This is a genomic window from Bradyrhizobium sp. LTSP885, assembly GCF_000938305.1.
Taxonomy (GTDB): domain Bacteria; phylum Pseudomonadota; class Alphaproteobacteria; order Rhizobiales; family Xanthobacteraceae; genus Bradyrhizobium.
Genome location: NZ_JYMT01000042.1, coordinates 247,462 through 265,726 on the forward strand (window position 1 = coordinate 247,462; position 18,265 = coordinate 265,726).

The 18,265-nt window shown below is 62.9% G+C and carries 25 protein-coding genes; 16 read left to right on the plus strand and 9 right to left on the minus strand.

Annotation, left to right across the window (positions count from 1 at the left end; translation table 11 throughout):
• Positions 1 to 19 precede the first annotated feature (19 nt).
• Genes UP09_RS30175 through dctP form a run of 3 tightly spaced genes read right to left on the minus strand, consistent with a single transcriptional unit; the run spans position 20 to position 2,948 of the window.
• Complete coding sequence (locus UP09_RS30175) at positions 20 to 1,378, minus strand: TRAP transporter large permease (protein ID WP_044541993.1); 1,359 nt, start codon at positions 1,376 to 1,378, stop codon at positions 20 to 22.
• A complete protein-coding gene (locus UP09_RS30180; RefSeq protein ID WP_044541994.1) occupies positions 1,375 to 1,929 on the minus strand; it encodes a TRAP transporter small permease in 555 nt (184 codons plus the stop codon). Before UP09_RS30180 ends, UP09_RS30175 begins: the two co-directional genes overlap by 4 nt.
• Positions 1,926 to 2,948: a TRAP transporter substrate-binding protein DctP gene (dctP, locus tag UP09_RS30185; protein ID WP_044541995.1), complete on the minus strand. Its 1,023-nt coding sequence runs from the start codon at positions 2,946 to 2,948 to the stop codon at positions 1,926 to 1,928. Before dctP ends, UP09_RS30180 begins: the two co-directional genes overlap by 4 nt.
• Before the next feature lie 320 nt (positions 2,949 to 3,268).
• Here dctP and UP09_RS30190 point away from each other — a divergent pair, with 320 nt between their 5' ends.
• The gene (locus UP09_RS30190; RefSeq protein WP_044541996.1) at positions 3,269 to 3,520 is read left to right on the plus strand and encodes a pentapeptide MXKDX repeat protein; all 252 of its coding nucleotides are present in this window, start codon (positions 3,269 to 3,271) and stop codon (positions 3,518 to 3,520) included.
• A gap of 62 nt (positions 3,521 to 3,582) precedes the next feature.
• Here UP09_RS30190 and UP09_RS30195 read toward each other — a convergent pair whose 3' ends face one another.
• Together UP09_RS30195 and UP09_RS39075 are read right to left on the minus strand one after the other, a co-directional pair.
• Complete coding sequence (locus UP09_RS30195) at positions 3,583 to 3,939, minus strand: DUF6481 family protein (RefSeq protein ID WP_044541997.1); 357 nt, start codon at positions 3,937 to 3,939, stop codon at positions 3,583 to 3,585.
• A 182-nt stretch (positions 3,940 to 4,121) separates the two neighbouring features.
• On the minus strand, positions 4,122 to 4,460 hold the full coding sequence (locus tag UP09_RS39075) for a hypothetical protein (protein ID WP_502689099.1): 339 nt from the start codon (positions 4,458 to 4,460) through the stop codon (positions 4,122 to 4,124).
• Between the two features lie 186 nt (positions 4,461 to 4,646).
• Here UP09_RS39075 and UP09_RS38245 point away from each other — a divergent pair, with 186 nt between their 5' ends.
• Together UP09_RS38245 and UP09_RS30205 are read left to right on the plus strand one after the other, a co-directional pair.
• A complete protein-coding gene (locus tag UP09_RS38245; RefSeq protein ID WP_197082766.1) occupies positions 4,647 to 4,823 on the plus strand; it encodes a hypothetical protein in 177 nt (58 codons plus the stop codon).
• A 142-nt stretch (positions 4,824 to 4,965) separates the two neighbouring features.
• The gene (locus UP09_RS30205) at positions 4,966 to 5,208 is read left to right on the plus strand and encodes a hypothetical protein (RefSeq protein ID WP_044541998.1); all 243 of its coding nucleotides are present in this window, start codon (positions 4,966 to 4,968) and stop codon (positions 5,206 to 5,208) included.
• A gap of 39 nt (positions 5,209 to 5,247) precedes the next feature.
• Here UP09_RS30205 and UP09_RS38250 read toward each other — a convergent pair whose 3' ends face one another.
• Complete coding sequence (locus UP09_RS38250; protein WP_197082767.1) at positions 5,248 to 5,424, minus strand: hypothetical protein; 177 nt, start codon at positions 5,422 to 5,424, stop codon at positions 5,248 to 5,250.
• A 193-nt stretch (positions 5,425 to 5,617) separates the two neighbouring features.
• Between UP09_RS38250 and UP09_RS30210 the strand changes: the two genes are divergently transcribed.
• The gene (locus UP09_RS30210; protein ID WP_044541999.1) at positions 5,618 to 5,833 is read left to right on the plus strand and encodes a hypothetical protein; all 216 of its coding nucleotides are present in this window, start codon (positions 5,618 to 5,620) and stop codon (positions 5,831 to 5,833) included.
• Between the two features lie 65 nt (positions 5,834 to 5,898).
• On the opposite strand, the gene UP09_RS30215 is transcribed toward UP09_RS30210, so the two are convergent.
• Positions 5,899 to 7,065, minus strand: coding sequence for a DUF418 domain-containing protein (locus UP09_RS30215; RefSeq protein WP_044542000.1), 1,167 nt, complete (start codon positions 7,063 to 7,065; stop codon positions 5,899 to 5,901).
• Positions 7,066 to 7,202: 137 nt separating this feature from the next.
• Here UP09_RS30215 and UP09_RS30220 point away from each other — a divergent pair, with 137 nt between their 5' ends.
• Both UP09_RS30220 and UP09_RS30225 read left to right on the plus strand, forming a co-directional pair.
• Entirely contained in the window at positions 7,203 to 8,117 is a 915-nt protein-coding gene (locus UP09_RS30220) for a 2-dehydro-3-deoxygalactonokinase (RefSeq protein ID WP_044542001.1), read from the plus strand.
• A gap of 24 nt (positions 8,118 to 8,141) precedes the next feature.
• Positions 8,142 to 8,777, plus strand: a complete 636-nt coding sequence (locus tag UP09_RS30225) for a 2-dehydro-3-deoxy-6-phosphogalactonate aldolase (RefSeq protein WP_044542002.1) — start codon at positions 8,142 to 8,144, stop codon at positions 8,775 to 8,777.
• A gap of 13 nt (positions 8,778 to 8,790) precedes the next feature.
• Here the strand turns inward: UP09_RS30225 and UP09_RS37840 are convergent, their stop codons facing one another.
• Both UP09_RS37840 and UP09_RS30235 read right to left on the minus strand, forming a co-directional pair.
• Entirely contained in the window at positions 8,791 to 9,006 is a 216-nt protein-coding gene (locus tag UP09_RS37840; RefSeq protein WP_156164847.1) for a hypothetical protein, read from the minus strand.
• 192 nt (positions 9,007 to 9,198) lie between these two features.
• A complete protein-coding gene (locus UP09_RS30235; protein ID WP_044542004.1) occupies positions 9,199 to 9,504 on the minus strand; it encodes a hypothetical protein in 306 nt (101 codons plus the stop codon).
• Between the two features lie 298 nt (positions 9,505 to 9,802).
• On the opposite strand from UP09_RS30235, the gene UP09_RS30240 reads away from it, so the two are divergent.
• From UP09_RS30240 to UP09_RS30285, 10 genes are all read left to right on the plus strand, one after another.
• A complete protein-coding gene (locus tag UP09_RS30240) occupies positions 9,803 to 10,033 on the plus strand; it encodes a hypothetical protein (RefSeq protein WP_044542005.1) in 231 nt (76 codons plus the stop codon).
• A 242-nt stretch (positions 10,034 to 10,275) separates the two neighbouring features.
• On the plus strand, positions 10,276 to 10,725 hold the full coding sequence (locus tag UP09_RS37845; protein ID WP_156164848.1) for a hypothetical protein: 450 nt from the start codon (positions 10,276 to 10,278) through the stop codon (positions 10,723 to 10,725).
• Positions 10,726 to 10,901: 176 nt separating this feature from the next.
• A complete protein-coding gene (locus UP09_RS30250; protein ID WP_044542007.1) occupies positions 10,902 to 12,839 on the plus strand; it encodes a hypothetical protein in 1,938 nt (645 codons plus the stop codon).
• Positions 12,840 to 13,048: 209 nt separating this feature from the next.
• Positions 13,049 to 13,462 (plus strand): SRPBCC family protein, encoded by a 414-nt coding sequence (locus UP09_RS30255; protein ID WP_044542008.1) that lies wholly within the window; start codon positions 13,049 to 13,051, stop codon positions 13,460 to 13,462.
• A gap of 81 nt (positions 13,463 to 13,543) precedes the next feature.
• Complete coding sequence (locus UP09_RS30260; protein ID WP_044542657.1) at positions 13,544 to 13,771, plus strand: hypothetical protein; 228 nt, start codon at positions 13,544 to 13,546, stop codon at positions 13,769 to 13,771.
• Between the two features lie 262 nt (positions 13,772 to 14,033).
• Entirely contained in the window at positions 14,034 to 14,315 is a 282-nt protein-coding gene (locus tag UP09_RS37850; RefSeq protein WP_156164849.1) for a hypothetical protein, read from the plus strand.
• Between the two features lie 272 nt (positions 14,316 to 14,587).
• A complete protein-coding gene (locus UP09_RS30270; RefSeq protein WP_044542010.1) occupies positions 14,588 to 16,192 on the plus strand; it encodes an FAD-dependent oxidoreductase in 1,605 nt (534 codons plus the stop codon).
• Positions 16,189 to 16,554, plus strand: coding sequence for a 4Fe-4S dicluster domain-containing protein (locus UP09_RS30275; RefSeq protein ID WP_044542011.1), 366 nt, complete (start codon positions 16,189 to 16,191; stop codon positions 16,552 to 16,554). Before UP09_RS30270 ends, UP09_RS30275 begins: the two co-directional genes overlap by 4 nt.
• 119 nt (positions 16,555 to 16,673) lie before the next feature.
• Positions 16,674 to 17,456: a class II aldolase/adducin family protein gene (locus UP09_RS30280; protein ID WP_044542012.1), complete on the plus strand. Its 783-nt coding sequence runs from the start codon at positions 16,674 to 16,676 to the stop codon at positions 17,454 to 17,456.
• 134 nt (positions 17,457 to 17,590) lie between these two features.
• Positions 17,591 to 18,184, plus strand: coding sequence for a beta-class carbonic anhydrase (locus UP09_RS30285; protein ID WP_044542013.1), 594 nt, complete (start codon positions 17,591 to 17,593; stop codon positions 18,182 to 18,184).
• Positions 18,185 to 18,265 lie beyond the last annotated feature (81 nt).

The following is an 18,265-nucleotide window of genomic DNA, read 5'->3' on the forward strand; positions in this document are numbered from 1 at the left end:
CACCCATCCTACGGGAGGCTCACCGGCTTCCGTCCGACCCCATCACCAAATCCGGCAGCCAGGTGGAAATCCCCGGGAAGAAGCACAGCATCAGCACCGCGAACATCATCAGCAGCACGAACGGCAGCGTGCCCCAGATCACCTCGCTCAGGGGAATATCCGGCGCGACATTGCGGATGACGAAGATGTTCAGGCCGACGGGCGGATGGATCAGGCCCATCTCCATGACGATGGTCATGACGATGCCGAACCAGATGATGTCGAAATTGGCAGCGCGCAGCGGCGGTAGAACGATCGGTGCCGTCATCAGGATGATCGAGACCGGCGGCAGGAAGAAGCCGAGCATGATCACCATCACCAGGATCGCGAACAGCAGCTCCCAGCGCGGCAGATGCATGGCGACGATGGATTCGGCGACCGACTGCGAGATGTGCAAATAGCTCATCACGTAGGAATAAAGCAGCGACATGCCGATGATCATCATCAGCATGGTGGATTCGCGGATCGTCGATTTCAGGATCGGCGCCAGATCGCGCGGCCGCCATACGCTGTAGATCACCGCAATCAAGGCGAGCGCCAGCAGGCCGCCGAGACCGGCGGTTTCCGACGGCGTTGAGTAGCCGCCATAGAGCGCGATCATCACGCCGGTCAGCAGCAGTACGAACGGCAGCACCCGCGGCAGCGCGCTGAAGCGCTCGGCCATGGTGAACTCGTCGTGCTGCAGGATCGCTGCGTCCTTGCCGGTTGCGTCATAGACGGCGCGGGCCGCGGCATATTCTTTCCGGAAGCGATACACGGCGTAGACGCCGAACAGCGTCACCAGCAACAGCCCGGGGCCGATGCCGGCGAGGAACAGTCGGCCCAGCGATTTCTCGGCGGCGACCGCAAACAGGATCATCGTGATCGACGGCGGCAGCAGGATGCCGAGCGTGCCGCCGGCGGCGATGATCCCTGCGGCGAAGCCGCCGGAATAGCCGCGCTTGCGCATCTCGGGGATGCCGGCCGAGCCGATCGCCGAGCAGGTTGCCGGTGAGGAGCCCGCCATCGCTGCGAACAGCGCGCAGGCGAACACGTTGGCGACGCCGAGACCGCCGGGCACGCGATGCAGCCAGGCATGCAGCGCCGAATAGAGATCCTGACCGGCGCGGGATTTTCCGATCGCAGCGCCCTTCAGGATGAACAGCGGGATCGACAGCAGCGTGATCGAGGCCATCTCCTCGTAGACGTTCTGCGTCACCGTATCGAGCGAGGCCGCCGGCATGTAGATGGCCATGAACACGACTGCAACGGCGCCCAGCGCGAACGCAATCGGCATGCCCGAGAACATCGCAACCAGGGTGGCGAGCCCGTAGGAGACGCCAATACCAAACACGGTCATCGGCGCGCGCCACCGGTCAGCGGAATGATGATCTGCAGCAGGATCTGCACGCAGAGAAGTGTCATGCCAAGCGCCATCAGCACATAGGGGATCGCGAGCGGCGGCGACCACATCGAGTTGGAAACCTGGCCGTCGACATAGGCCTCATGCGCCAGGGTCCAGGACTTCCAGGCGAAGAAGGTGCAGAACGCGAAGCTCGCGACATCGACCAGCCAGAGCCTGACGCTGTTCGCCCGCGTCGAGAGCAGGCCGACGAATGCCTCGATGCCGATATGGCCGCGCTGGCTCTGCACATAGGCCGCGGACATGAAGGTGGCGCCGACCAGCAGGAACACGGCGGCCTCGTCCTGCCAGTAGTTCGCCATGTGGAAGACGGCGCGCCCGAGCACGCTGTAGCTGAGGACCACGCAGGCCGCGATCAGGGCGATCGCGGCAAACACCACAATGATATTGTTGCAGATGGAAAGCGCGCGTTCGAGCACCGCCACGGGCGTGTTGCCCGCGACAGGGCTTGCGGCTTCGGCTTGATCCGGGATCGGACCATGCATCATGCGGCGACGTCGCTTGCGAGTTTCAGTAGAGTGGCCGCGGTCGCAGTCTTGGCGCCGTAGTCCTTCCAGGCGGTATCGCGCGCAATGTCGCGCCACTTGCCGACGATCGTGGTGTCGAGCGCGCTAACCTTGGCGCCGGCCTTCTCATAGACTTTGGCGACCTCGGCGTCGTCGTCCTGCGCGCCCTTGCGGCCGAAGGCTTCCAGCTCCTCGCCGACCGAAAGGATGATGTCCTGCTGGTTCTTGGGCAGCTTGTCGAAGATCGCCTTGGACATCATCAGCGGCTCCAGCATGAACCAGTAGGACGCGCCTGCGCCCGAGGTCAGGGATTTCGCAATCTCCTCGAGGCGGAACGAGATCAGGCTGGTGGAGGAGGTGATGCCGGCATCGCAGGCGCCGGTCTGCATCGCCGCGTAGAGCTCGTTGGAGGGCACCGACAGCACGGCGGCGCCGGCGGTCTGAAGCACCATGTCCATTTCGCGCGAACCGCCGCGCACCTTCATGCCCTTGGCGTCTTCCGGCGCCACGATCGGCTTCGAGCGGCTGGCGACACCGCCGGCCTGCCAGACCCAGGAGATCAAGATGATGCCCTTGTCGGCGAGGAAATCGGTCAGCGCCTTGCCGACCGGCTCCTTCTTCCAGCGCATGCCCTGGTCGTAGGTCGTGACGAGACCCGGCATCAGGCCGATATTGGTCTCCGGGAGTTCACCGCCGGCATAGGGCATCGGATACAGGCTGAGATCGAGCGCGCCCTTGCGCATCGCCGAGAACTGCGCGTTGGTCTTGATCAGCGAGGAGTTCGGATAGACCTCGGCGGCAAGCTCGCCGCCGGATCGCTTTGCCACCTCGGCTGCGAACACCCGGCAGAGACGGTCGCGGAAGTCGCCCTTGTCGATGGTGCCGCCGGGGAACTGGTGCGAGATTTTCAGTGTGGTCGCGGCATGCGCAGTGCCTGTGCCCATCTGCAGGATGGCGGGCGCGGCGAGGGCGGACGCGAGGACGTGGCGGCGTGTGAGCATGGGTTCCCCCCTGAAGAGCTTCTTGATGGGCTGTTAGGCCGGCGCTGGGCGCACCTTAGCCGGTCTTCGCGTGAATCTTCTCTAGTCTGATAGTTCGAGGGCTCTGATAGTGCGAGTGGACGCGCGACGGCAAGCTCCGGCTTGTTGCGATGCACAGTGCGGCGCGACGACGCAGTGTCGTCCGACCCCCGTGCGCGGTGGATCATCCGAACGCGGGCGGCGCCGCGGTTCAAGAATTCGTCATTGAGGTAACGTTCGATGGTCCTGACGCGTCGACAAGATAGCGGCACTCGTCGCTCTCACATTCGACCACACCAGGGATGACCATCATGACCACCAAGACCTGCATCGGCCTTTCGGCCGCGCTCCTCTCGTTGAGCGTTGCGCTCGCACCCGCCGCGTTTGCCCAGGACAAGATGGGCAAGGACGACGGGATGAAGAAAGAGGACACGATGTCCAAGGAGGGGTCCAAGGATGCCATGAAGAAAGACGGTGGCATGATGAAGAAGGACGACGCCATGAAGAAGGATGGCGGGATGATGAAGAAAGACGACGGCATGAAGAAGAACTGACCCGCCGGCACAATGCCATCATCGCCGGGCCCGCTATCGTGGCGGGCCCGAAGCGTATCAGCCTATCGCTTCTTCTTGCCGCGCTCCTTGCGGGCGGCGTAGCGGGCGTCGCGCTTGGCCTTCTGATCGGCCTCTTCTGCGGCGAGCCTGGCAACTTCCTCTTCCTTTTCGCGGGCGATCCGGACGGCCTCGGCCGCCGCGGCCTCTTCCTCGCGCCGCTTCTGTTCGGCCTTCTCGACCTCGCGGGCCTCTCTGGCCTTTTCACGCCGTTCGGCGGTCGCTGCGCGCTCGTCGGCGCGCGCCTTCACGGCCGGATCATCAGGACCCGGCTGGGTGCGAAACTTGTTGAGGATCTGCTGCCGCGCCAGCAGGGCCGCTTTCTGGCGGTCGGCAAAACCGGGTTCCTTGAAGCCACTCATAGAGGAAGCCTTGCTGCTTTCTGTTCGGGGGATGGGGTTTCAGTTGGGCGTCTAATAGGTGAAGCCTGCGCAAAACGCCAGCGTTGAACGAGGGCGACAGAGCAGGGGAGATATGAGTGAACAGCAAATAGCCCAAAAACCATCCTGATGGGTGCGCTGGTCACCGCGATTCGCCGAAAATTCTAACCGCGCGGGACCTGCTCGGGCCGCCCGTTGGTGCCCAGGACCTTTGCGCCCAGAACCTTTAAGCCCAGGACCTTTAAGCCCAGGACCTTTAAGCCCAGGACCTTTAAGCCCAAGACCTTTGTGCCCAAGACCTTGGCAACCGTTTCGGCCGTCATCGTGGCCCGGTCGGAGGCCCGTTGGACCTCCAGCCTGTCACGCGCTCTTTCCTGGACCAGCAGGTCGATCAGCCGCCGCCGGCTGGTCTCGTCGATAGCTTCCGATAGCAATCGCCGGTAACGCTGATAGTCGTAGGTGGTTTCCCGGGTCGCTTCCCGGGTCGATTCTTGTTCGCTCATTGGCACGCTCCGCACCACGCGCTCCCTGAGCGAGCAGTTTTTCGCAACCAGCCGCAGCGTGCAACGGAATAGCGGCCTGGATGCTCCGGCAACGCATTTAATTGCGCGAGTGTTGCAGAATTGATCGCACGCCACCGTGCAAAGCGGCCATGATGGGCGCTCGCATGATTTGGAACCGATGCATTCATGAGCGATTCCGACGAGGGAGGCAGCCGCCGCGGCGCGCTGGTGGGACTGCTGGTGGCGGCGGTGATGCTCGCGGTCGGCCTCTGGCTTGCCCATGACCTGACCGCAGCGAGCAAGCTACAGGACTGCCTGATGTCGGGCCGCACCAACTGCAATGTGATCGAGCCGGCGCGCTGATGGTTCTTGCGGCAGTGCGGTATAGATCCCACATCAAGGTCCAAGGGGTAGTCCGAAAGTTCGGTCCGAAGTGTGGTTTTGATCACATAGGCCGGTGATGGGCGGGCGCCTAGACTTCTGGGGATCGACAGGAACCAAGACCATGATACCCAATCTGTGGTCCCGAAAGGCCGTGGTGCTGGCCACCGTGGTCGTGACATGCGCTTGCCTGGTGGCGTTTGTGGCGTTTAGCCTGGCCTCGCCCGAGCAGGTCTCCAGCGCCGCGCTCGGCCCGGACTGGCAATGCAGCAGGGTCGCCTTCGTGCTTACCACCTGCTCCCGCGTGGACAATGTCGCGACCGGGGCGATCCAGGTGCGGGCGAAGGAAGACTGCCCCGAGCCGTGACTCGAGCGGCTGGCCGATCCAGGCTGCCCGCATCATGCCTTATTGTTTCTTGGCGGCACGCGACTTGATCGACAGGCCAAGGCGCATCGCCATTTTCTTGATTCGGTCCGGCGAGCGCCCGGTGGCCCTGGCGACATCCTCGAGTGTCTTGGAGGAGCGTGCTAGTTCCATCAGTCGGCGGTCCTCCTTGAATGACCAGCGCGGCTTTCGGGCCATCGTCTCAATATCCTCGTCTTGGCAGCAACAAGGCCGTCAGGCAGAATCGCCTGACGGCCTTGCCGGTGTGGGCCCGGACCTTGGGGAAATGCCCGGTGGATAAGCAATACTGCTTGCGGATAAGGTCGCAATTGAAACTGGAACTTAACCTAACCAATCAAGGTTACTCCAGTGGAACACGGTGGGAGGCCATATGCGCAAGGTCGCCATTCTGGGTGCCGCAGCGCTTGCCCTGTCCGGCTGCTGGTCCGATACCGAGGTCACGGGATCGACCAACACCTGCGCGGCCAATCTCTATCGCCAATACAATCCCAAGGTCATGGACCAGTGCGTCAACGCCTGCATCAAGTGTGACCACGGCAATGTCACGACCTGTACGACCTCCTGTACGCTGAAGGGGGCGCGATAGTTGATCCGCGCACTCGCTGACGTGAGCGGTGGCTTCTACAGTTGAGGCAATGGTCGCGGGCGATATCAGTCCGCGTTCATGAACTTCGGCGCACGCCCATACATCAGCGCCCGCCACAGCCATTCGATCGGGCCGTAGCGGAAGCGCTGCAGCCACCACCGGCTGGCGATTGCCTGCGCAACATAGACCGCGATGACGATCGCAAGCCCGGTCACGGAATCGAGCTTGCCGAACAGGCCGAGGCCATAGCCATAGAACACAAACCCGAGAATGACCGATTGCAGGATGTAGTTGGTGAAAGCCATCCGTCCGACCGGCTCGGCCCAGCGTAACAGACGCGCGCCGGCCGTGGTGGTCTCCACTGCCAGCACCAGCGCAGCATAGCCCAAGGCGAGCGCAAGCGTGCCCGCGGGACCACTATAGGCCCGTGCAAATGGCGCGAGCGTCAAGGAAAGCCCGGCCGCGATCGCCAGCGCCGCCGCAAGCCACAACCATGCGACCGACCGATGTGCCGCCGCGAACAGGCCGGCCCGCCAGCATGCCGCGCCGAGCAGGAACAGCCCGAGCGTGCGCGGGAAGACGTAGCTGTGCAGCGGCAGGAACGCCGCGACCTCCTTGATCCGGTACGCAAGAATCTCCGAAGAACCAGCCGTCGCGTAGATGCGGTTGGCTTCGCCGACATGGGCGACGAGCCAGGATCGATCGGGAAAGGGAATGATGGTCGGTAGCACCGGCTGCAGCAGATAAAGCGCGAGGAAGGCCACGCTGCCGGCCGCGATCAGCCATGTCGGCGCAAACAGGAACGGCAGCACGACCAGACCCGCAAGCGCGTATTCGGCGAGGATATCGCCGTTCCAGATCAGGAAGAGATGGATCAGGCCAAAGCCGAGCAGCACCAGCATTCGCCGCACCAGGAGACGCGTGCGTTGGTCGTTGTGTGCGAGACGGTCGAACTGGATCGCAAGGCCGACCCCGAACAACAGCGAGAACAGCGCGAACGCCTTCATGTCGATGAAGATGTCGAGCACGCGGTCGACAAGGCCGCCGAGCCCCTGGTCCGGCGTGCGCGGCAGGAATTGCTGGAAGATCGAGACCCGGAATTCGGTCTCTAGGTTGATCGCGAGCACGCCAAACAGCGCAATCCCGCGCAGGGCGTCGATCGAGCCGAGGCGGGACGAGGGGGCAGTAGGGGCGGCCGACGGACGAACGGCGTCGCCGCTGACGATGGTCATTTCGAATCCCGGGCATCGGCCTGCGACGCAGGAGACTACTCATCAATCGTGGGCCTTGCACGATGAAATGAACGGCTTTATCGCGGTAGACGCGACGCCGTCGAAGACGAAAGCTGGTGATCGTGGGACACAACTCTATGAGCGAAGCTTCATATGTCGCGGTCGATTGGGGCACCAGCAGCTTGCGGCTGTGGCTGATGGATCGTGCTGGTGGCATCCTCGGGGAACGCCGCAGCGACGAGGGCATGATGGCGGCGGCCAAGACTGGCTTTGCATCCGTGCTGCAATCGCATCTCGATGCCCTCGCTGTGGCGGCCAATTTGCCGGTCGTGATCTGCGGCATGGCCGGCGCGCGGCAGGGCTGGGTCGAGGCTGGTTACGTCGACACGCCGGCGCGTCTCACCGATATCCTCGACCGCGCCGCTCGCGTCCCCGACCAGGCACGCGAGATCCGGATCCTGCCGGGGATCGCGCAGCGCGATGCGGGGGCGCCCGACGTGATGCGCGGCGAGGAAACCCAGTTGCTCGGCGCACTCGGCCTGGATGCTGCTGGCGAGGCCATCGTGTGCATGCCGGGGACGCATTCGAAATGGGTCCGCGTCCACGGCGGCACCGTCGAGCGCTTTGCGACCTTCATGACCGGAGAGCTGTTCAGCGCTGTTGTCAGCGACACGATCCTGTCGCATGCGGTTGGTGGCGCCGAGGATGCCGTGGACGCCGATGCCTTCACATCGGCGGTCGCGGAGGCTTTTGCGACGCCGGCGCTCGCCGCCAATTTGCTGTTCCGGGTACGATCGCGGCAGCTACTGTTCGGAGGCAGCGCATCGGCCGCGCGCGAGGCGATCTCGGGCACGTTGATCGGCCTCGAACTGGCGGCGGGACTTGCCGGACAAACGTCGCGAGCCGCCGTCACGCTGATTGCCTCGGGGCGGCTTCAAGTGCTCTATCAATTGGCTCTCGAAACCCTCTCCGTGCCCAAGAGGTCCGTCGACGCAGAGGATGCAGTCCGCCACGGTCTTGCCAGGGCGGCCGCGGCAATCTGGACGACATGAAGGATCAATCCAAAGGATCTGCCAATGAGTATTCCGTTCCCACCGATGAAGCGTCCGCTGGTCGCGATCCTGCGCGGCGTGCGGCCGGACGAGGCCGATGGCATCGTCAGCGCGCTGATCGAGGCCGGCATGACGGCGATCGAGATTCCACTCAATTCGCCGGAGCCGTTCCGTTCGATCGCAACTGCGGTCAAGCTTGCGCCCGTCGATGTCCTGATCGGCGCGGGCACCGTGCTGACGACTGATCAAGTCGATCATCTCCATGATATCGGCGGCCGGCTGATGGTGTCGCCGAACGTCGATGCCGACGTGCTGGCGCGCGCCGGTGCGCGGTCGATGGTCACACTGCCCGGCGTGTTCTCGCCAACCGAAGCGCTGCTGGCGGCGAGGGCCGGCGCGTCAGGCCTGAAATTCTTTCCGGCGAGCGTGCTTGGGGCCGCCGGCATCACTGCAATCCGCGCCGTGCTGCCGCCCGACCTGATGATCGCCGCCGTCGGTGGCGTCTCCGACACCCATTTTGCGGAGTATGTGAAGGCGGGGATTCGCGCGTTCGGCCTCGGCGGCAGCCTCTACAAGCCGGGCATGAATGCTGCCGAGATTGCGGTGCGCGCGAAGCTGGCGATCGCAGCGTATGACGCGGCAATCGAAAGCGCTTTATAGGACTCGTTCAGTCTTACGCTGCCTCGGCAGAACGGTAGACGGCTGTGCCAACCGGTTGTCCGCCGACCGAAAACTGGACTTTGTGGGCGCGCCAGTCACCATCGCGCACGGTCTGGAGAATGATCCTCGCAAGGTCGGTGTAATCGTCGGGTTCGCCTGGGTCGAGGGTGAAGCCATATTTGGGAAGCAACTGGTTCAGGCTATCTCGCACTTCCAGAACGACAGGCATCTTGCGGGCTTCTCACAATTTCGGAGGATGATCCTTTAAAAATGGGATGTGAAAATTAAGAGCCGGTTAACCGACGGCATTTCATCGCGCGAGATCGATGCCGACTGCGTGATCGTGTTAGAGCGAAGTGGATACCGGTTCGCGTGAAGAAAACGCGTCAAAACAAAGCATCTAGAGCCCCGTTCCGGGGCTCTAGTCGTCCTGTCGGCCGCCATCGATCACCTGGAACAGCGGCGCGGCCTCGCGGGGATGCTCGAGCAGTTCGTCGACCATGGCAATGGCGGCTGTGCCGTATTTCGCGGTCGCAGAATCCAGCGGCCGTTCGGCCTCGTCGGCGAGCGCAAGCCTGGCGCCTTCGAGCAGCGTGCGGGTTCGCGCGGCGGGCTCGTCACCGGCCGTCAGCGCAGCTCTGGCGATCGATCGCAGGACGAACAATTCGCCCTCCAGCCGTAGCAGTCGATCGTTCAGTTTGGTCAGGACGGTGTTCAGGTTCCGCATGATGTCCTCGGTCGCTCTTGGGGGCACATAGCGTTTTCGAGCGAAGCCTGTCCCGGACAGGATCCGGGATGGACGCCGGTTCGCGTGAAGAAAACGCGTCAAAAAAAGAATCTGACCACCCAAGCCATTACACGGCGCTTTCTTTACAGGTCCTTGTTGCCGGAATTGTTGCCTGTCGAACGCGGATACCCAGCGCAATTGAGCGCTGCGCCGACGGCGTCAATCTAACCTGCTTCTTGCGCAAATTGAGATAGTAGAATAGTACCGATTGCATTGCGGACATCAAACCTTTTTCAAGATGAACATTGCGACCGATATCGCGTTGGTGCTGCACGCGGCGGTGACCTGCCGCTCAGCGATATTGAGCGCGATGGATACTGTCTCTGACAGTTTCGGCGAAGCGCTCCTGCTCCCCATCCTGGTCCTGACGATTTTGCGGTTCGGCGCCTGTCGGCTGACCGCTATGGCGCGGGCCGCCATGTTGGGCGGTCAATTGCAGTCCCTGGAACCGACATCTCGAGGCGTGTAATAGGCAACGGAGAGATCTGTGCTCTGGTGGCTCTGGACAGCGATTGCGATAGTCACCCTTGTTTTCGGGGCGAAGTGGTTCGTCGGGTGGTGGATACGGCACAACGGAAACTGGAACCGAGACTGATTGCGAGCATGATTGATCAGCCGACTAGACCGGCCCGTTGCAAATCATGCAGGCCGGGCTCGATCGGCGGCGCGACTGTCTCGAGGGGGTGGGGCGCGATAGGGGCAGTTGCTCCATTGGTCCTGCTGCTCTGCCTCTCCGGCTGCGCGGCAACCACCGAATATGCGTCGACACCTGAGGTGACCGCGTCGCCAGCGCCGGCGGCCGCACCGCCAACGCCAGCGGCGGAAACACCCAGGCGAGACTTGACCGTCTCCGAGCGGGCCACGCTGGCTGATGCGTTCTCAGCCAGTTTGAGCGATCGCGAGGGCGCGAAATTCAGGTGGACCAGAATTCCCATCGTCTCCGGCGAGGGCCGGCGATCCCTTGACTACTGCGCCCAGCTCAATGTGCGGAACAGCAAAGGCACGTATCAGGGGATGCAGCCATTCCTGGCGACGATCATCATCGAAAACGGCATCGTGACGGGCGGCGCAATCGCAGCGACCATCTCCGAAGGTGTCGCACAGGATCCGGCGCTCGTTCCGACGCTCTGCCGGCAGAAGGGACTCGATCCCTTCGCGTAGAACGAGATTGCTGCGGTGCCTTCCGCGGGCTGCGCCGTACGAGGCGATCGGACCATTGGCGCGACGCGCAACCGCTTGCTATGCTCACCCGTGGTTGCAGGAGGGACGATCCGCGCGGCCAGGTTCGCAACGGAGCAACGGCTATAGGTCGTGACGACAGGGGTTGGTCGTACGGTATGGCAGAGATTAGCAAGCTGCTGAGGGAAATCCCTAAAAAGCTGGAGGCCGCGGAGCAGCTGTCGCGCGCGCTCGAACTTTGCACCAGGGATGGATTCCCCGACCATGCAGCGTTTGATCCGTGGCTCGCCAGAAAGCTGAGGAAGCGAAATCACCTCGTGCCCACGTCGGATCCGCTCGGCGCGCGACACAGCTTTTTCACATCGACCAGCGGGGAGGTCCAGCGCCTGGCCAGGCTCATGAAAGGGTCCACCAGGGAAAAGCCAGCCGGCTTGCAGGACGCTCTCAAATACGAGCTATTCGCGTGTTTCTTTCGCGGCAGCGAGCAAGGAAGGCAGTTCCTCGAGAAGATCGTGCAGGAATTCGATGACGCCGAGCTCACCGAAGATCTGTCGGCCGCTTCATCCATCGAATTGCGATTGCGTCTCTTCGCCGCGATCGAACGGGAGCGCGGCCAGGACGCATTCATGATCCTGGGGCGTCTGAATGAAAACGATCTGGATCCCGGCGAATACGCCTATCTTCGGGCGCTGTGCCACTTTCGCTCCGGCCAATTCAACGAGGCGATTCAATATGCGGCCCGCGTGCCGCTCTCTGCGGTCGACGGCGCCCGTGCAGTTGAGCTTCGTGCGAAGAGCCACGCCTATCTGGGCGATGTCGCGGGAGTGAAACAGACGATCGCGCTGCTGGCGAAGGACGACTTCACCGTGTGCCAATTGCTGCTGCTGGCAGAGTTGACGGCCTACCATTCAGATAGCCTTGCTCACGGCCTCTCTTTGGTTGAGGACCATCCGCTGTTCGCTCGTCCTGCCAACATATCGCCGGACGATCCGGGATATGGCGAGTTCCAGAAGTTTCACGTCCGGCTCCTGACCGGATTCCAGGAACGGCTTCACGAGATTGCCGAAGCAAAGGCAGCAGAGGATGAGACAGAAGCGGTATCGATGGATGTGGATGCACTCGTTGCGACTGACCCCGTGCTCAAGCGCACCTGCGTTGCCGCCATTTTCCGATCCCAACTTGCCGACACTGCGCCGCAGCCGCCGATCGCACAATCGATCGTGCAGTCATTGGTCCCGTCAATTCAAGCCAGGGACAACGAAGCCGTTCTGATCCTGTTCCAGTCGCTGTATCGGATCGGTGCCTTCGACGAATTCATGCGTCAGTTTCCCAGCATCTGGACTGAGGACTTGCATGACGAAGGTTGGATCGATCTGGTCGGACTTGCCTATGAGGTGGCCAGCACCACCAGGCACAAGCTTGCGGATCAAATCCGGAAGGTGATCGAAGCGCTAGGTGCCAAGGACGTTCAGGCTAGTGCAGAAGAAGCGGCCCGCCGCCAAGAGATCGTCAGGCACCTGACCCCGATGGGGCGCGAGGCCTATCGGCTTGCTGCAGCGGCGATGGATGAGACCGATCAGCGAGACGTGCTCTGGCGCGATGCCGGGTTGCTCGCGCTCGGTTATTTCCGGATCCTCGAAATCGAGTTGAACCAGCGCTTCCTGAGGCCGGTCGCGAATGGCATCGTCCTGGCCCAGCTCGCTAGCGCGACCGCGGCGGCGTCGGAGGACGGCAGGAAGCCCTGGAAAAATGCGCTGAAATCGTTGAAGAGCTTGGTGTCCGATCCGTCCGAGCGGCTGATGCTCGGCCCGCTTCGGAACATGTGCAGCGATTTCGCCAATCCACCGCCTGAGGTCGATGCCAATTTGCGGAGGTTCGTGCAGGCGGCATTCGAGGCCCAGCTCACGCCCGCGGGCAAATTCGCCTTCTACGCGTCCCAGCTCACGGATACGTTCTCCTCGGCTCGGGTCGGCAGCTACCGCAACCCGCCCGCGCATGGCCGGTTTGTCGGTCTCTCCGAGGCGCAGACGTGCCGACGGCTCGTCGACGAAAGCCTCAAACTTTATTTCACCTGGTTCCGCGATTACGCGACCTGAGATTGACGCGGCTGACGGCTTCCATGGCGACCTCTTGATTGGGGTCACGCACCATCTGGTTCGTTGAACGGCGCGGCCTGGGCCTGCATTGTTGATCACGGCAAAGGTCCGTAGATTGGTCGCGATCCGGCGTCCCGGTTCGGACGCGGCGATCCGACTCAATTGAATCGCGGCATGCGCCAGCATTCCGCAGCAGTGAAGGAACCCACGTGAAGATCGCCGTCGAAACATCAGTTGCCGCGCCGATCGGCGATGTCTGGCGAGCCTACACGACGCCTGAGGATATCAAGCAGTGGAATGCCGCCTCCGACGATTGGCACACGACTACCGCAGCGGTCGACCTTCGCGTCGGCGGCGCTTTCTCCTCGCGGATGGAAGCGAAGGACGGCAGCATGGGCTTTGATTTCGCTGGAACCTACACCAAGGTCGAAGCGCCGAACCTGCTCGAATATTCCTTCGGCGATCGCACCGCGCAGGTCGCGTTTACGCCCGAAGCCGGCGGCGTCAAGGTACGGGTCAGTTTCGACGGCGAGGAAACCCATTCGGTCGAGCAGCAGCGCGGCGGCTGGCAGGCCATCCTGAACAGCTTCAAGCGCTACGTCGAAACGCCGCGACGCGGCTGATCCCGGGCAATGCCGGGCGGCGCGATCGTGGTCGACATGCCGCCGTTTGCGGTAGATAATGCATCGCCTGGAGCAAATGCGATGCGGTCAGTTCTGGCGCTTGGCCTGTTGATCATCCTGTGCGCTTCGGCGAACGCCGCGCCGGAGCGTCACCCCCGCGCACGCCAACCGGCGGCAGCGCGCCCGCCAGCGGCGGTACGTCCGCCTGCGGATGCGACCTCGACGCCTCGCGTCGCAGTTCCCGGCTGGAGCGACGAGGCCACGCGCCGCTGGATGGATCAATCCACCCACTACGGAGAAGGCGATTAATCGTTTGCGATTAGTCTTGGCTACCAACCGTCCGGCGCTTGGCAGATGTCCTGCCAAACATTCGGGGGGTAACGTTCTCGCCAAAGGCTTGGCGTGCGCAAGCTCAATCGTCGTCTGTCTCCGTCTCCCGTGGATTTGATCGTGAGCGTGCGCTGGACGTTCGAGAAGCCGCCGGGGCCTTTTTCGCACGCGTCCCTTCGTCCTCACGCAACTGCTTCCGCACGCGCCGGGCGATCCGCATCGCCCGCTTGATGTTCGGGTCGTGGGAGTCTTCGTCGAAGAACAGGACGACCTCGCAAGCCGGACACTGGCGCGAATAGCCGTTCTGCAGCCGCTTGGCGCGATCGCGAAAGACGTTCTTGCAGCGCGTGCAATTGATCTGGACGGAATCTTCCATGGCAGCCTTGAAATGTCGGCGCGAAGCCTGCCGGCCAGCTCCTCGATGAAGCAAATACGTATAAAAGCCGGCGAATCGCGCGGCGCTGGCAATCCCGGCAGACCGGGCACGTCAGGGAGTGACGGCAAGCTAATCTGGCTCACCTGACTAATGGCTCCAGTTGGTTTCCAAAGTCAATTCATGTGTAGAAGCTGCTTCTTACGAATCCGTCGGCAGGGAAAGGTTGTTCTCTTCCGAAATGGCGGTAGCGCCGACACCCGCAATGGCGGCACGACCTGTTCGCAATCAGCCCGCAAAAGAGTTTTGCGTTTCATTGACGCCGACGCGAGGTCACCCAACGATGGTCCGGCGCGTATCGCTCTCAGGTCCGGAACAGTTTCGGCGCCGGCGACGTCGCCGCTTTGCCCAAGGCATTGTCCATGGCTTCTTCATCGCGCGAACCGCTGTCGATCACGACCGATGTGTTGGTCGTCGGCGGCGGCATGGCGGGTGCATGGGCGGCGAGCGCCGCTGCGGAGGCTGGCGCGCGGGTTATCCTAGCTGACAAGGGTTATTGCGGCACCAGCGGCGTGACCGCGGCGGCGGGTCCCGGGCATTGGTGGGTTCCGCCGGATCCTCCCGAAGCGCGCGCGACGACCGTGCGCAATCGCATGGCGGCGGGGCTTGGGCTCGGCGAAGCCGAATGGATGCACCGCATCCTCGATCAGACCTGGCGGACGCTGCCGCGGCTTGCACCGTACTACAAATTCGGCGTGGACGACGACGGACGGGTCAATCATCGCGCGGTACGCGGACCCGAATATATGCGTGCGCTTCGCCAGTTCGCGCTCGGCCACGGCGTCACCATTCTCGACCATTCGCCGGTGCTGGAACTATTGGCGCGCGACGATGGCTCGATCGGGGGCGTTCGTGGTCTGCGCCGGCAGGACGGGAACAGGCCATACCGGATCGAGGCTGGCGCCGTCGTGCTGGCGGCGGGCGGGACCAGTTTCCTGTCGCACCTTCTGGGATCGCGAACCAACACCGGTGACGGTTATTTGCTGGCGGCCGAAGCCGGCGCCGAATTGTCCGGCATGGAGTTCACCGCCGCCTACACCATCGCGCCGGCGCATTCGACGATGACGCGCAGCATGGCCTATTCCTTCGCGACCTATTACGACGCCGATCGGCGCGAGCTCGATCTGCCGCTTGGGCCGGATCAGACCGTGCGTCTTGCCCGCGCGTTGCAGCGCGGACCGGTATATTGTTCGCTGCATCGTCTGCCAAACGATGTGAAGGCGAGGCTGCATACGATTTCGCCGAACGTACCGCTGGTGTTCGATCGCTGGCGGATCGATCCCTACCGCGACCGGTTCGAGGTCACGCTGCACAATGACGGCACGATCCGCGGTCTCGGCGGCGTGCGCGTGGTCGATGCGGATTGCGCGACATCGGTGCCGGGCCTGTTCGTGGCGGGTGACAATGCCTCGCGCGAGAAGGTCGCGGGCGCGATCTCCGGCGGCGGAAACGTCAACTCGGCCTGGGCGCTGTCGTCGGGAGTATTTGCTGGCCAGGCGGCCGCGCGCCTTTCGCGTGGGACCAACAGCCGTTCGGCGCACCTTGAACCGCTCGGACAGGCCGGACTTCGACCGCGCGCCGACGCGAAGGCTCTTCAGCTTGTCGGGATTCGGGACGCCGTCCGCGCCGAGATGCATCCGTTCGACAAGACTCTGTTCCGTACCGCTGCCGGACTTGCGGCGTCCCGCGGCGCGCTCGACACTCTCTGGAGTGAGATCGTCGACCATGCGCCCGCCGACACGCTAGCATGGCGCGAAACCGCGGCATTGGTGGCGACGGCACGCTGGTCGGTCGCGACGGCAGCAAGGCGCAGCGAGAGCCGGGGCATGCACCGCCGCGAGGATTTCCCCGAGCCGGATCCCAAACTTGCGACCAGACTTCTCAGCGGCGGATTGGACCAGGTCTGGGTCACGCCCGATGGTGCGGCCGCGAGCTCTCGGCTCGGTCAACTGGAAAGCGCTCTATGATTGAAGTCATCGTCTCGGACCGCTGCACGAATTGCGGCAAATGCGTTGAGGTCTGTCCAACCAACGTGTTCGATCCCAGCCAGGCAGGTCCGCCCATTCTGGCGCGCGTGGACGATTGCCAGACCTGCTTCATGTGCGAGCTGCATTGCCGCGCGGACGCGATCTATGTCGCGCCCGATTGCGACCGTCGTGTCCCGACCACCTCTGACGAAGCCCTGGCCGCGGGGCGCCTCGGCCAATACCGGCAGCACTCCGGCTGGGACGAATGGGCGGATCAGTTTCCCAACGAACAATGGCTGATGGAAACGGTGTTCCGGCGTGCCGGCGAAGCTGCGCAGAGACGTGAACCTCAAGAGAGATAATTTGATTTGCACCGTCGACGTGCGTCATCCTGTTGTTGCCGAGCGTCAGTGATCTTTGAAAAGACTATCTTGCGACGAACGCCTAGCATGTCACGACCTTGCAATCGTGAGCGCGTGACATGAATCAGATCGTCGAGAAGCCGAAGAAATATTCACTGGTCGAGCGCGTGCCGGCCGCCTCGTTCGAAGAGGAGAGGCTGCACCGCAAGCAGCGGCTGGCGGCAACCTTCCGGTTGTTTTCCCGCTATGGGTTCGATCAGGGGCTGGCCGGGCATGTCACCGTGCGCGATCCCGAATTTCCCGATCGGTTCTGGATCAATCCGCTCTCGAAGTACTTTGGGCAGATCAAGGTCTCGGACCTTCAGCTGGTCGATCACGAGGGCAACATCCTGATCGGCGACAAGCCGATCAACCAGGCCGGCTTCGTGATCCATTCCGCGATTCATGCCGCGCATCCGGAAGTCATCGCCGCGGCCCACACGCACTCGACCTATGGCAAGGCCTGGTCGGCGCTCGGCCGTCTGCTCGATCCGCTCACCCAGGATTCTTGCGCCTTCTACGAGGATCACGCGCTGTTCGATCCGTTCTCCGGCGTCGTGCTCGAGGCGGAGGAGGGCAGGAAGATCGCGGAAGCCCTTGGGACGAAGAAGGCCGCGATCCTGCAAAATCATGGTCTCTTGACGGTCGGCCCGACGATCGAGGCGACCGCGTGGTGGTACATTGCGATGGACAATGCCGCACGAACGCAACTGCTTGCCGAAGCGGCCGGCACGCCGAAGCCGATACGTCACGATGTGGCGAAGCTGACCGCAAGCCAGGTCGGCACCCACAAGGGCGGCTATTTCAGCTTCCAGCCGCTGTGGGACTGGATCTCCGAAGCCGAGCCGGATCTGTTCAACTAGAGCGTTTTCGAGCGAAGTGGGTACCGGCTCGCGTCAAGAAAACGCGTCAAAACAAGAATTGAGAGCCCCGTTCCGATTCCATCGGAACGGGGCTCTAGGTGGACACGTTTTTCTGCAACGAAAGGATATCTGTCATGACAAAGCCCAGCGCTGTGTTCGAGGAAGTCGTTTCGGCAAACGGCAAATACGCCGGCGACTTCGGTGACAAGGGCAAGCTTGCGTTGCCTCCGGCCCGCCGCTTCGCGATCCTGACCTGCATGGATGCGCGGCTCGATCCGGCGAAATATGCCGGCCTGGCGGAAGGCGATGCCCATGTCATTCGTAATGCAGGCGGCCGTGCGTCTGATGATGCAATTCGCTCGCTTGTGATCTCCCACAAGCTGCTCGGCACCAACGAATGGTTTGTGATCCATCACAGCGACTGCGGCATGCAGTTGTTCACCAACGAGATCATCGGCGATCTCTTGGTCGATGATCTCGGTACCGCACAGTTCGACGGTCAGAAGTGGTCGAACCCGCATCACCACGGTGGGTCCGTCGCCGGCAAGTTTGTCCACTGGCACACCTTCGAGGACAACGCCAAGAGCGTCGTTGAAGACGTGCAGCGGATCCGCAGCCATCCGCTGGTGCCGAAGCAGGTCCCGATCTACGGATTTATCTACGACGTCAAGACCGGACGCCTGGACGAGGTCGCCGAAGCGACGGCAGCGGGAAGGGTGACAGCATAAATCGGCGCCCCTCGATCCGGGTCGCGATTGCATGACGCCTGCGCTTCACCGCCGGTCCCTGCCGGCGGTGAATGGCGCATC